Origin of the sequence: Synechococcus sp. MU1642 (genome assembly GCF_020514115.1) — a bacterium.
Lineage (GTDB): Bacteria > Cyanobacteriota > Cyanobacteriia > PCC-6307 > Cyanobiaceae > Parasynechococcus.
Genome location: NZ_VTKZ01000016.1, coordinates 1 through 12,265, shown reverse-complemented (window position 1 = coordinate 12,265; position 12,265 = coordinate 1). Strand labels below are relative to the sequence as shown.

Below are 12,265 nucleotides of genomic sequence, written 5' to 3'. Positions count from 1 at the left end.
TTTGGGTCTGATGGAGCTCACCTACCGCCCCCGTCGTCTTAGGCGTACGCCCGCACTACGCGCCATGGTGCGTGAGCACAGCCTCTCGGCTGCAGACTTCATCTATCCCCTCTTTGTGCATGAAGGCGCTGAGGTGGAGCCGATCGGTGCCATGCCTGGTGCCAGCCGTTGGAGCCTGGCAGCCCTCACCGGCGAAGTGCAGCGTGCTTACGACCTGGGGGTGCGTTGCATCGTTCTCTTCCCGAAGGTCTCTGAGGGGCTGAAGACCGAAGACGGGGCTGAATGCTTCAACGCCAATGGCCTCATTCCGCGGGCGATCCGCCAGATCAAGGAAGCCATCCCTCAGATGGCGATCATGACCGACGTCGCCCTGGATCCCTACTCCTGCGATGGTCATGACGGGATCGTCAGTCAGGACGGAGTGGTCCTTAACGACGAGACAATTGAACTGCTCTGCAAGCAGGCCGTTGTTCAGGCTGAAGCGGGCGCTGATCTGATCGGCCCCAGCGACATGATGGACGGTCGGGTCGGTGCCATCCGGGAAGCCCTCGACGATGAAGGCTTCGAGCGTGTGGGCATCATCAGCTACACGGCGAAGTACTCCTCCGCTTACTACGGACCCTTCCGCGAGGCCCTCGACTCCGCCCCTCGTGCCGCCGGCAGCAAGCCGATCCCCAAAAACAAAGACACCTATCAGATGGATCCCGCCAATGCTCGGGAAGCCATTACTGAAGCCCAGCTCGATGAGCAGGAGGGAGCCGACATCATGATGGTGAAGCCTGGTTTGGCCTATCTGGACATCATCCACCGTCTGCGCGAGGAGTCGGAACTCCCCATCGCTGCATACAACGTGAGTGGTGAGTATTCGATGGTGAAGGCCGCGGCCGAGCGGGGCTGGATTGATGAAAAGGCTGTCGTGCTGGAGACCTTGCTGAGCTTCAAGCGCGCCGGTGCCGATCTGATCCTCACGTACCACGCCTGCGATGCAGCGGCTTGGTTGAAGGAGGCCTGATCCGATGGCAACAGCCGATCAACCCAAGGGTGTGGATCGTCTCGGTCACGTTGCGATTCGCGTTGAGAACGTCGATCGGGCTGTTGCCTTTTACACCGATCTGGGCATGCGTCTGGTTTGGCGCGCCGACGACTGGTGCTATCTGGAAGCGGGGGAAGGATGCGACGGGCTTGCTTTGTTAGGCCCTAATTACAAGGCCGCTGGCCCACATTTCGCCTTCCATTTCCGCGATCGTACGGAGGTGGATGTGATTCACGACCGTCTCAAAGCGCAGGGTGTGCACGTTGGTGCCGTCCATGACCACCGCGACGGCACGGCGTCTTTTTATCTGAAAGACCCGGAAGGCAACTGGCTTGAAATGCTTTATGAACCCCCCGGTGGCATCCCCTCCAACTGCAATTGACTTGAGTCAAGAGGCGGATAGGGCTCAGCAAGAAACCCTTGGACTGCTGGAGTGGCATCGGGTCTGTGATCATCTCAGCGGCTTTGCCAGCACCGGCATGGGTCGTGATGCGGCCAGGGCTCAACCGCTGCCGGCCAGCCTGGAAGAGTCGAAACAACGCCTGGCCGAGACCGTTGAAATGGCGGTGCTCGATGACCTCACCGAAGGGGGACTCAGCTTCCGAGGCGTGCAGAACCTCGAGCCCGTGGTGCTTCGCTGCAGCAAGGGTGGTGTGGCCTCTGGTGAAGAGCTGCTGGACGTGGCGGAAACGTTGGTAGCGGCCCGTCGCTTGCGCCGTCAGATCGACGACCCCGATCTACGCCCGGTGTGCACCGCGTTGATTGAAACGATGGTGACGCTGCCGGAGTTGGGGCAGAGGCTCAAATTTGCCCTCGAAGAGGGAGGTCGCGTTGCTGATCGCGCCAGCTCGGCATTGTCGGCGCTGCGGCAGCAATGGAACGGGCTGCGCCAGGAGCGTCGCGACAAACTTCAGGAGTTGCTTCGGCGCCTGGCCCCATCGCTGCAGGACAGTGTGATCGCAGAGCGTCATGGCCGTCCTGTTCTGGCGGTGAAGGCCGGTGCGGTGAGCCAGGTGCCCGGCCAGGTTCACGACAGTTCCGCCTCAGGCAGCACCCTCTTTGTGGAACCCCGCTCGGTGCTCACGATGGGCAACAAGCTGGTGGAGCTGGAGTCGCGCATCCGCGATGAGGAACGCAAGGTGTTGGCGGAGCTCAGTGCTCTGGTGGCTGAAGAGGCGTCCGCCCTCAACCAGCTTGTGGTTGTGCTGCGCACGCTTGATCTTGCGCTGGCCCGCGGGCGTTACGGCCGCTGGCTTGGCGGCGTGGAGCCGCAGCTTGAGCCGGCAGCGGAGGCTCCGTTTCGCTTTTCAGGTTTGCGGCACCCACTGTTGATGTGGCAGCACAAGCGGGCAGATGGGCCGCCCGTGGTTCCCATTTCGGTGGAGGTGTCGCCGGAGCTGCGGGTGGTGGCGATCACTGGGCCGAACACCGGCGGAAAAACGGTCACCCTGAAAAGCATCGGCCTTGCTGCACTTATGGCGCGCGCCGGCATGCTCTTGCCCTGTTCAGGGCAACCCTCTCTGCCCTGGTGTGCCCAGGTGCTGGCGGACATCGGAGATGAGCAATCCCTTCAGCAGAGCTTGTCCACCTTCAGCGGCCATGTGAAGCGCATCGGGCGGATTCTTGAGGCGCTGCAGCGCGGTAGTGCCCCTGCCCTGGTGCTGTTGGATGAGGTGGGTGCCGGAACGGATCCCAGCGAGGGAACGGCTTTGGCCACGGCTTTGCTCAAGGCTCTTGCCGATCGGGCCCGGCTCACGATTGCCACCACCCATTTCGGTGAACTCAAGGCCCTCAAATACGACGACGCTCGTTTTGAGAATGCCTCTGTGGCCTTCAATCCTGAGACGTTATCTCCCACTTACGAATTGCTGTGGGGAATTCCTGGACGCAGCAATGCCTTGGCGATTGCAACGCGCTTGGGGCTCGATTCGGATGTGCTTCGCCAGGCCCAGCAGCTTCTGGCTCCAGGGGGTGATGGTGAGGTGAACAGTGTGATCCGCGGCTTGGAGGAGCAACGGCAGCGCCAACAGGCCGCGGCAGAAGACGCTGCAGCACTGTTGGCACGCACTGAGCTGCTGCACGAGGAGTTGCTGCAGCGCTGGCACAAGCAAAAGCAGCAGACCGCGCAACACCAGGAGCAGGGCCGTCAACGCTTGGAGCAGTCGATCCGCCAAGGCCAGAAGGAAGTTCGCACCCTGATTCGCCGCCTGCGTGATGAGCGCGCGGATGGGGAAACCGCGCGGCGGGCTGGGCAACGGTTACGCAGCTTGGAGGACCATCACCGCCCCACCCCTGAACGGCGTGCTCCCAAGCCGGGCTGGCGTCCGGCGGTGGGCGATCGCGTGCGCTTGCTGGCCCTCGGCAAGGCTGCGGATGTGTTGGCCATCTCCGATGACGGCCTTCAGCTGACGGTCCGTTGCGGGGTGATGCGCACCACGGTGGATCTGGCGGCAGTTGAAAGCCTGGATGGTCGTAAGCCCGAGCCGCCTCCAAAGCCGGTGGTGAAGGTGCAAGCACGTTCAGCTGGCGTCGGTGGTGCACAGGTGCGTACCAGTCGCAACACTCTTGATGTGCGTGGCATGCGGGTGCATGAGGCCGAAGCAGCGGTTGAGGAATGCCTGCGCAGTGCCAATGGCCCGGTTTGGGTGATCCATGGCATTGGCACGGGCAAGCTCAAGCGTGGCCTGCGCGCCTGGCTGGACACTGTGCCCTATGTGGAACGGGTGACCGATGCTGAACAAGGGGACGGTGGACCGGGCTGCAGCGTTGTCTGGGTGCGCTGAGTTGGTTCAACCCTTTCAATGGCTAACGGATAGCTTCTCCATCCGCATCAAACAACCGCCAGCCTGTGGGGTCAGGGTTGAGGTTGATGGTATCGCCGGTGCTGATGTTGATCTCCGCTGAACATCTGACTTGGATCAGTTGATCGCAATCCAGGAGCCGACAGCTGAGGATCTGTTCATTCCCCAGACGTTCACAATGGTTCACCTCGGCTTGGTGGTTTCGGTTCGTTGCCGGTGCCAGATGCCAGCGTTCAGGTCTCAAACCTGCGGTGAGATGTTGGCCTTCTCGTTGAAGTAAAGGTTCGACCATTTCGCCTTCAATTTGAATTCGTTTGCGCCCCAAGTTCAGCGTCGCATTGGGGCCCACCGTGACCGGCAATAAGCCCATCGATGGGCTGCCAATGAATTGGGCGACGAAGATGTTGGAGGGCCACGTGTATAACTCCATTGGTGTTCCCAGTTGTTGCAAGCGCCCTTGGTTCAACACCGCGATGCGATCACCCATCGTCATTGCTTCCACCTGATCATGGGTGACATAAATTGTTGTTGTTCCCAGTTCTCGCTGCAGCTGGACGATTCTTTGGCGCGTGCTCGTTCTGAGTTTGGCGTCAAGATTGCTCAGCGGTTCATCCATCAAGAACACCTCTGGATTGCGCGCCATGGCGCGTCCGAGGGCGACCCGTTGTTTCTGTCCGCCTGAGAGTTCCTTCGGCCTTCTCTCAAGTAATTCCGTTAGTTCCAGAGTTCTGGCAACGGTGTTCACCCTGGCTTCGATTCGTTCTTCTCTTGCCGAACGCACTCTCAGTGGTTTGGGCAACGCGCGCGTGGATCGAAAGGCTTGGTCTTGGATCCGCTGGAATGTTGTCCTTGCCTGGCTTCTGCGCAATCCGAAGCTGAGGTTGTCCCGAACGCTGAGATGCGGGTAAAGCGCATAGCTCTGGAACACCATGGCGACGTTGCGGCGCGCCGGCGGCACATCGCTGATGGGCCGGGGTCCGATTCTGATTTCGCCGTTGGTTGGATTGTCGAGACCGGCGAGGAGTCTCAGCAAGGTGCTTTTGCCGCACCCCGAGGGACCGACAAGCACCAAAAACTCGCCATCGTTGATCGTCAGATTCAACTGACGAATCACATCAACCGGTTCCCCACCGCCGCGTCCTGGGAAGGTCTTGCTGAGGTCTTCGAAATGGACGCCGGCCAACGGCAGAGCTGCAGCGGCTGAATCTTAGGGTTAAGGACTGGATTGAGCCGGAAGCACCGTGCAGTTCATCGATCAGGCACGGATCACGGTCCGAGGCGGTCGCGGCGGCGATGGCATCGCTGCATTTCGGCGTGAAAAGTATGTGCCGGCTGGAGGCCCCTCCGGAGGTGACGGCGGTTCTGGGGCTCCCGTGGTTCTCGAGGCCGATAGCAATCTGCAAACCCTTCTCGACTTCAAATACAAACGCCTGTTCGCTGCCGACGACGGGCGACGCGGTGGCCCAAATAAATGCACTGGTGCATCCGGGAAAGACCTGGTGATCAAGGTGCCTTGCGGCACGGAGGTGCGCCATCTGCGCACTGGCATTCTCCTGGGCGACCTCACAGCGCCGGGGGAACGTCTCACCGTTGCCTTTGGAGGACGAGGTGGTCTGGGCAATGCCCATTACCTGAGCAACCGCAACCGCGCGCCGGAGAAATTCACCGAGGGCCGAGAGGGTGAGGAATGGCCCCTGCAACTGGAACTTAAGTTGCTGGCTGAAGTGGGCATCATTGGTCTTCCCAATGCAGGCAAGAGCACCTTGATCGCCGTGCTGTCGGCAGCGCGACCCAAGATTGCCGATTACCCCTTCACCACTCTGGTCCCCAACCTTGGTGTTGTGCGCCGTCCCAGTGGAGATGGAACCGTTTTCGCAGACATTCCAGGCTTGATTGAAGGTGCTGCCCAGGGTGCTGGTCTTGGCCACGACTTTCTACGCCATATCGAACGCACCCGTTTACTAATTCACCTCGTAGACGCTGGATCCGAGGATCCCGTGGCTGACCTGAACGTCGTCCAGCAGGAGCTGGAGGCCTATGGCCATGGTCTTGTTGATCGACCACGTTTGTTGGTGATCAACAAGCAAGAGTTGGTGTCAGAGGAGGATCTCCCCACGTTGCGGCAAAACCTTGAAGCGGCGAGTGGTCGTCCCGTTCTCTGCATTTCTGCAGCGATGGGAGCCAACCTCGATCAGTTGTTGGCCGAAACCTGGGCCGAGCTCGGGGTGTGAGCTGAGCTCCAGACAATCTTCATGTGATCAGCCACATCGATGCTTGTGGACTGATCGCATGAGAGCCATAACGGGAATGTCTCTCCCATGACATGACCTTCTACATCTGTCTGGACAACAAAGGCGACGTGATTGCCCGGTGCCAAACGAAAGGGGCTGTTGCTGTGCTTCAACGGATGGGGCGCCCTATCGCCGAAGTGAAGGCGATGCGTCACGAAGAGGCTGTCGTCTGCAGCCTGACCGGCAGCCCTTCTGATTACAACGAGGACTACTGAGCCCTCGTTGGAGTTACCACGTTCGTTGTATCAGTCGTCGTAGACGCGGCACTCATCAGCATCGGGATTGGCCTCGCAATGCAGCTCCAGAGAGGTGGGGTCGTGGCTGTCGCCGGGGTGGTGTTCTTTGTATTCCTCTAGTGACTTCAGCTCATCGGTGAGGTGACGAACCTTGGCCTCGTCTCCAGCTGCTTTGGCAGCTTCAATTTCCGATTGATCCTGCTGGATGTGTTCGTCGATGGACTTCATGAATTCAGACCGTGGCCTAAAGGCACTTTACGGCGATTTATCGGTTTTGTAGTGGTGGAATCCCGCCCCATGACCATCCGACAAAGTTGATCTGAAGTTGCGGTAGCCGTGGCTACAACCATGGCTCTAGATCATTGTTCAGGGCGTCAATTCGCTGAGTTCCAGCCAGCGTTCTTCGGCCTGTTCGATGCGGGAGATCAGATCAGCCAATTCCAGGCTCAACTTGGCCATGTCAGCGCCCTCTTGGGTCATTTGTTGTTCCAGTTCCTCTTTCTTCAGCTCCAGTTCAGGCAGTTGTTGATCAAGAGCCGCAAGCTCCTTGTTTTCCTTGAAGTTTCGACGCCGCGGGCCGTCGCGCTTGGTCTCGCGGCTGCGCTCTGGGTTTGGTTTGGAGGGTTTGCTCGCCTGGGTTTGGCTGCGTTCCTCCTGACGCTGCTGCTCCAGAAACGCGCTGTAGTTCCCCTCAAACCGATTGAGCCGTCCTTGGTCGAAACAGAACAGACGATCAACGGTGCGATCGAGGAAGTAGCGGTCGTGGGAAACAACGATTACGCAGCCCCGGAAGTCCTCAAGAAAGTCTTCGAGAACGCTGAGGGTTTGCACATCCAGATCGTTTGTGGGTTCGTCCAACAGCAACACGTTTGGCGCCTGGATCAGCATCCGGCAGAGGGTGAGGCGGCGACGCTCGCCTCCGGAGAGCTTGGCCAAGGGGCTGTGCTGCTGGGCTGGTGGAAACAAAAAGCGTTCCAGAAGCTGGGATGCGGTGACCTGTTCTCCCCCCAGATCGATCCGGCTGGCGGCTTCTTCCACGAACTCGATCACTTTCCTATCTAGCCCCTTGCCTTCGTTGAAGGCTTCGGTGTGCTGGTCCAGATAGCCGATGTGAACGGTCTCCCCAAGGAGCAGGCTGCCCTGGGTGGGCTCGCGCCGTCCGGCGATGAGATCAAGCAGGGTGGATTTGCCGCTGCCGTTGGGGCCGATGATGCCGATTCGGTCTTCAGGGCTGAAGCTATAGCTGAAGCCATCGAGGAGTGGGCGACCACCCTGGTTCCCATCGGCTGTGACGCCAACGGCCTCGGCTTCGATCACCTGTTTGCCGATGCGCCGGCCGATGCCGGTCATCTCCAGCTTTGCTTTGGCCTGATTGGGTTTCTGCTCGCGCATCGCTTCGATGCGTTGCAGTCGCGCCTTCTGTTTGGTGCTGCGGGCCTTGGGGCCCTGGCGCAGCCATGCCAATTCGCGGCGAAGCACACTTTTGAACTTGGCCGCTGAGGCTGCTTCTGAGGCCTCTTCTTCCGCTTTGTGCTGAAGAAAGGTGCTGTAGTTCCCCTGGTAAGTGCGGGCCTGGCCTCGGTCCACCTCCACCATCCGCCGTGTCACCCGATCGAGCACGTAGCGGTCATGGGTGACCAGCACCAGGGCACCGGGATAGCGATCCAGCCAGCTTTGCAGCCATTCCACAGCAGCGGCATCGAGGTGGTTGGTGGGCTCATCCAGCAGCAGCACATCGGGGCAGGCCACCAGGGCTGATGCCAGACCCACCCGTTTGCGGTAGCCACCGGAAAGGTCTTCGACCGGGCGCTGGAGATCGCTGATGCCCAATTTCTGCAGCACTTCCCGGCATTGCTGCTCCAGGCTCCAGGCTTCCTCTTCATCCATGCGTTGGCTGAGCTGACCCAGCTCCGCCATCAGCGCTTCATTGCTGGGGTCTGCGGCAATGGCGTCGCTGAGGGCGCTGAAGCGCACCAGCAGGTCCCGTTTGGCGCCGCAGCCCTCCAGCACCTGCTCCATCACCGTGAGCCCCGGCGTGATACGGCTCTCCTGACCTACCAGCTCCACCCGCAGCCGGGGAGAACAGCGGCGTTCTCCCTCCCCGAGGGGTTCCTTCCCCGCCAGAACCTTCAACAGCGTGGATTTGCCGGCACCATTGGGGCCGATTAGGCCCAGCCGCTCGCCATCTCCAATGTGGAGGTCGAGATCGGAAAAGAGGGTGCGGATGCCGAAATCCTTGGCAGCACTCACCAGGCTGATCAGACTCACGGCGTGCCAGCGGGCAGTTGACCGTCCAGATAAGCAAACACGCTCTTGTCGCCCACATCCGCTGCCGCATCCATCCCGAATTTGCGCAGGGCCAGTAGCACCAGCAGCAACGCTGCACTCTCTAGTAGAGCCAGGCAGAGGGGACCATTGATTACCCCCATCAGATGCCCCAGCAGCGCTGCCGGCAGCAGCAAGGTGAGGCCGATGGCTTCAGGTCGTTGGAAGCAGAAAAACTCTTTGAAGCCGATGCCGGCTAAGGCGGCAAACAGCGGGCCGATGGCCAGGATCCAGAGCGGCTGATCCCGGAGGGTGGAGAGCGCTTCGGTGGGGCCGGCCAGCAGCAGCAGTGCACCCCAACCGATGCAACCGCCGAGCCAGAACAGTTGAAGGGCGCGGTGCAAGGGGCGGAGGTAGATGTGAATCCAGCGGAGCGCCAGGCCCAGGGCCGTGGCCATCGGCAACATCCAGAGCCAGGCCCAGGGGTTATCGGTTTGCCACCACTGCAGTACTCCGGCGGCCAGGCTGAAGCCAGTTATCAATAGGGCGATTCGATAGAAACGCACCTCCTGGCGATCGGCAGCGGTGATCGAGTAGATGCCGTAGACACCTTCAAAGGTTGGATCTGCGCTGGTCATCCCGACACTGCCGTGCTGTTTACCAGTGTGCTCAGGTCGGGACCGGCTGGAACGATCCCGCCGGGATTGAGGGGGAACAAGGCACCGAAGTAGTCGTGTCGCCAGGCGTTGCCGTCGCAGGTGTCCGCCACGCCCGGCAGGGCGTAAAAGCGTTGTCGCCAGGCCCAGAGGTTCGGGTAGTGCCAGAGCGGGTGCCGACTGCAGCCAAACAGTGGGGCATAAACCAGCTCCCAGCGGATCAAGGTGGGGAACAGCCGCACATCAGCCATGGTCAGTGCTTTCCCGCATAGCCATGGACCATTGGTTGCGAGGCTTTGCTCCACCGCATCGAGGGCGGCAAAGAGATCGGCTTCAGCGCGGTCGTAGGCCGCTTGGTTGCGGGCGAAACCGCAGCGGTAAACCCCATCGTTAATGGCCGGTTGCAGCAGCTGCTGCCAGGCCTGGATCTTGTCGGTTGATTCCGCCGGTGCCAGGTCAAGAACCGCGTCTTGATGGGGCCAGCGGTTCAACAGGTTTACGAGTGGAGCACTGTCATTGCCCAGCAGGGTGCGGTTTTTGGGATCCACCAGCACAGGCACGGTGGCCCGGTAGCTAGGGGGGGCGTCGCAGTGCTGATACAACTCCAGCAGCGTTTCGCACCCCTCCCAGGCTGGATTGAGGGCCCAGCGACCAGCATTGTGATCTGCCTGTGCCATTAGGAGGGTGACGCTTTCGTGCAGATGGCGCAGCTGATGCATTAGCCAGGTGCGATGGGCCCAAGGGCAACTGCGTCCGATCACCAGCAGCGGTCGTTGGCCGGCGCTGCGCTGGAGCAGGTCCGCGGGGTTTAAGGCCGGCGGGGCGAGCGCATCGCTGCTTGGTCGGGTGTAATTGCCGGCCGCATCGGCTGGGCCCAGCCCACCCATGAGCCGTTGCCATTGCCATCGCCAGCTGCGACGGGCGGCCGTGACCACGACAGGTGGGATCGACATGGCGTGGTTTGAATCGCTTTCATCCTCGCTGTGACTCGTGCTTCAGTCAGAACTTGGTTCGCTGTGGTTCATGAGCAGCTGTGGCGTTCTCGTGGTGGCCGGCACCCATGGGAATGAGGTCAATGCCCCTTGGTTGCTGCAGCAGTGGCAGGCCAACCCTGATCTGATTGACGCTGCAGGTTTGGCGGTGCAACGGGTGATCGGCAACCCGGAAGCGCTGCGCCGCCGCTGCCGTTACATCGATCGTGACCTCAATCGCTGCTTCCTCCCGGCACAGTTGGAGCAGGGGGCCTCCGGCTTGGAGTTCCAGCGTGCTGGCGAACTCCTGCAGTTGCATGGCCCCAGCGGGGATCAGCCCTGCGTTGTGGCCGTTGATTTGCACAGCACCACAGCGGCCATGGGAAATTCCTTGGTGGTTTATGGCCGGCGCCCCGCTGATCTCGCCCTCGCGGCTTTGGTGCAGGGGGCTCTTGGCCTGCCGATTTATCTGCATGAAGCCGATGCTCAGCAGACTGGCTTTCTCGTGGAATCTTGGCCCTGCGGCCTGGTGATAGAGGTCGGTCCTGTGCCGCAAGGTCTGCTCAATGCCCGGGTCGTTGAACAAACCCGTCTTGGCTTGGAAACGTGTCTCAGGGCCCTGGATCAGGCACGTCAGGGGTTAGCCCGGCTACCGGATGCTCTAGTGGTGCATCGCCACTTGGGGAGTCGCGATCTCCCCAAGTCGGAGAACGGAGAGCCGCAGGCCCTGGTTCATCCCGAACTACAGGGGCGCGATTGGCAGGACATCGCCTCAACCCAGCCCATGTTCCGGGCTGCGGATGGGACCGATCGTGGTGAGGGGTGGGTTGAAGGGGAGATTCCGGTGTTTGTGAACGAAGCGGCCTATGCGGAGAAAAGCATCGCTTTTTCCCTCACGTGCAGGGAGGTGTGGCCCGTGGAGCCCACCTGGCTGCCGGCCTTGAAGCAGCTGCTCTCTGCGGCTTAACCGCAGGCCCAGACACCTTTGCCTTCTACTGAGCAGATCAGATTGCTCGTCTGGCCATCCGCCCAATACATACGCAATCGATCGTCCTCGGTGCCAATACGCAGGGTGAGTGATCGCAGCGGGCCGGCTGGTGTCTTGCTGTCGGCATCGCCGGCAGGTGACTTGAGCTCTTGCTCCAGCTGGTTGATCCGTCGTTCCAGCTGTTTGATTGATGCTCTGGTGTTGGCTTTTGGCTGGTCGCCGCTGAAGGACACCAGTCCACAACTGGTGATACCAACCGAGGTCACCCCAAGACAAAGCAGAGGAATCAAACGCTGCATGGGACTGCCCCGATTGGACCCAGCCTCTCAGCAGAACTGGCCTTGGGCCAGACGTTCACTCCAATAAACGGTGGCACCTTGAGCCTCCAGCTCCAGTCGCCTGTAACGGGCCTGGGTCAGAGGAACGGTTTCCTCCAACCGATGGCCGGCTTGCATCCAGCGGATCAGAACCAAAAAGAGCCCTGGCGAGTCTCGTGAATCTTAAGTCTTTCGGAAGCCTCGCTCATCTGCCCTGGAGCCGTTATTCGTTTGTTTCGCAATCTGTGGACACACAGCGCAAACTTCCTTTACACTCTCCACCAGGCAGGGCTCACCTGCCCTTCCTTAAACCGTTCCTTCGGGAACATTTCTTTCCGTTCTCATGACCACCACCCTCCAGCAGCGCTCCGGCGCTTCCAGCTGGCAGGCCTTCTGTGAGTGGGTCACCTCCACCAACAATCGTCTTTATGTCGGTTGGTTCGGTGTGCTGATGATCCCCACACTGCTGGCTGCCACCATCTGCTTCGTCATCGCTTTCGTCGCCGCTCCCCCGGTCGACATCGATGGCATCCGTGAGCCTGTCGCTGGCTCCCTGATCTACGGCAACAACATCATCTCTGGTGCTGTTGTTCCTTCTTCAAACGCCATCGGCCTGCACTTCTACCCCATCTGGGAAGCTGCTTCCCTCGATGAGTGGCTGTACAACGGCGGCCCCTTCCAGCTGGTTGTTTTCCACTTCCTCATCG

The 12,265-nt window shown here is 60.5% G+C and carries 13 protein-coding genes and 1 pseudogene; 7 read left to right on the top strand and 7 right to left on the bottom strand.

Going from position 1 to position 12,265, the window contains the following annotated elements:
• The first annotated feature begins 10 nt into the window (after window positions 1-10).
• The 3 genes from hemB to FZZ85_RS11290 are packed head-to-tail and all read left to right on the top strand — an operon-like array spanning window position 11 to window position 3,816.
• Window positions 11-1,012 carry a porphobilinogen synthase gene (gene hemB / locus FZZ85_RS11300; protein ID WP_226415307.1) on the top strand — a complete coding sequence of 334 codons (1,002 nt, stop codon included), beginning with the start codon at window positions 11-13 and terminating at the stop codon, window positions 1,010-1,012.
• A 4-nt stretch (window positions 1,013-1,016) separates the two neighbouring features.
• Window positions 1,017-1,415 carry a VOC family protein gene (locus tag FZZ85_RS11295; RefSeq protein WP_226415305.1) on the top strand — a complete coding sequence of 133 codons (399 nt, stop codon included), beginning with the start codon at window positions 1,017-1,019 and terminating at the stop codon, window positions 1,413-1,415.
• A complete protein-coding gene (locus FZZ85_RS11290; RefSeq protein ID WP_226415303.1) occupies window positions 1,378-3,816 on the top strand; it encodes an endonuclease MutS2 in 2,439 nt (812 codons plus the stop codon). The genes FZZ85_RS11295 and FZZ85_RS11290 overlap by 38 nt, the downstream gene beginning before the upstream one ends.
• Before the next feature lie 22 nt (window positions 3,817-3,838).
• Here FZZ85_RS11290 and FZZ85_RS11285 read toward each other — a convergent pair whose 3' ends face one another.
• Window positions 3,839-5,017, bottom strand: coding sequence for an ABC transporter ATP-binding protein (locus tag FZZ85_RS11285; protein WP_226415301.1), 1,179 nt, complete (start codon window positions 5,015-5,017; stop codon window positions 3,839-3,841).
• A 58-nt stretch (window positions 5,018-5,075) separates the two neighbouring features.
• Here FZZ85_RS11285 and cgtA point away from each other — a divergent pair, with 58 nt between their 5' ends.
• Entirely contained in the window at window positions 5,076-6,065 is a 990-nt protein-coding gene (gene cgtA / locus FZZ85_RS11280) for an Obg family GTPase CgtA (RefSeq protein WP_226415299.1), read from the top strand.
• Between the two features lie 92 nt (window positions 6,066-6,157).
• Window positions 6,158-6,340 (top strand): hypothetical protein, encoded by a 183-nt coding sequence (locus FZZ85_RS11275; RefSeq protein WP_226415297.1) that lies wholly within the window; start codon window positions 6,158-6,160, stop codon window positions 6,338-6,340.
• Between the two features lie 30 nt (window positions 6,341-6,370).
• On the opposite strand, the gene FZZ85_RS11270 is transcribed toward FZZ85_RS11275, so the two are convergent.
• The 4 genes from FZZ85_RS11270 to FZZ85_RS11255 all read right to left on the bottom strand — a co-directional run bounded on the left by FZZ85_RS11270 (window position 6,371) and on the right by FZZ85_RS11255 (window position 10,235).
• The gene (locus FZZ85_RS11270) at window positions 6,371-6,589 is read right to left on the bottom strand and encodes a CP12 domain-containing protein (RefSeq protein ID WP_226415295.1); all 219 of its coding nucleotides are present in this window, start codon (window positions 6,587-6,589) and stop codon (window positions 6,371-6,373) included.
• A gap of 138 nt (window positions 6,590-6,727) precedes the next feature.
• Complete coding sequence (locus FZZ85_RS11265; protein ID WP_226415292.1) at window positions 6,728-8,629, bottom strand: ABC-F family ATP-binding cassette domain-containing protein; 1,902 nt, start codon at window positions 8,627-8,629, stop codon at window positions 6,728-6,730.
• A complete protein-coding gene (locus FZZ85_RS11260) occupies window positions 8,626-9,264 on the bottom strand; it encodes a DUF2301 domain-containing membrane protein (RefSeq protein ID WP_226415289.1) in 639 nt (212 codons plus the stop codon). The genes FZZ85_RS11265 and FZZ85_RS11260 overlap by 4 nt, the downstream gene beginning before the upstream one ends.
• Window positions 9,261-10,235 carry a glutathione S-transferase C-terminal domain-containing protein gene (locus FZZ85_RS11255; RefSeq protein ID WP_226415286.1) on the bottom strand — a complete coding sequence of 325 codons (975 nt, stop codon included), beginning with the start codon at window positions 10,233-10,235 and terminating at the stop codon, window positions 9,261-9,263. Before FZZ85_RS11255 ends, FZZ85_RS11260 begins: the two co-directional genes overlap by 4 nt.
• Window positions 10,236-10,305: 70 nt before the next feature.
• On the opposite strand from FZZ85_RS11255, the gene FZZ85_RS11250 reads away from it, so the two are divergent.
• Entirely contained in the window at window positions 10,306-11,220 is a 915-nt protein-coding gene (locus tag FZZ85_RS11250) for an aspartoacylase (RefSeq protein WP_226415338.1), read from the top strand.
• Here FZZ85_RS11250 and FZZ85_RS11245 read toward each other — a convergent pair.
• Together FZZ85_RS11245 and FZZ85_RS11240 are read right to left on the bottom strand one after the other, a co-directional pair.
• Complete coding sequence (locus tag FZZ85_RS11245) at window positions 11,217-11,540, bottom strand: hypothetical protein (protein ID WP_226415283.1); 324 nt, start codon at window positions 11,538-11,540, stop codon at window positions 11,217-11,219. The genes FZZ85_RS11250 and FZZ85_RS11245 overlap by 4 nt on opposite strands.
• Before the next feature lie 27 nt (window positions 11,541-11,567).
• Window positions 11,568-11,714: a hypothetical protein gene (locus FZZ85_RS11240; protein ID WP_226415280.1), complete on the bottom strand. Its 147-nt coding sequence runs from the start codon at window positions 11,712-11,714 to the stop codon at window positions 11,568-11,570.
• 187 nt (window positions 11,715-11,901) lie between these two features.
• Here FZZ85_RS11240 and FZZ85_RS11235 point away from each other — a divergent pair.
• Window positions 11,902-12,265: pseudogene (locus FZZ85_RS11235) on the top strand (photosystem II q(b) protein); the annotation flags it as partial.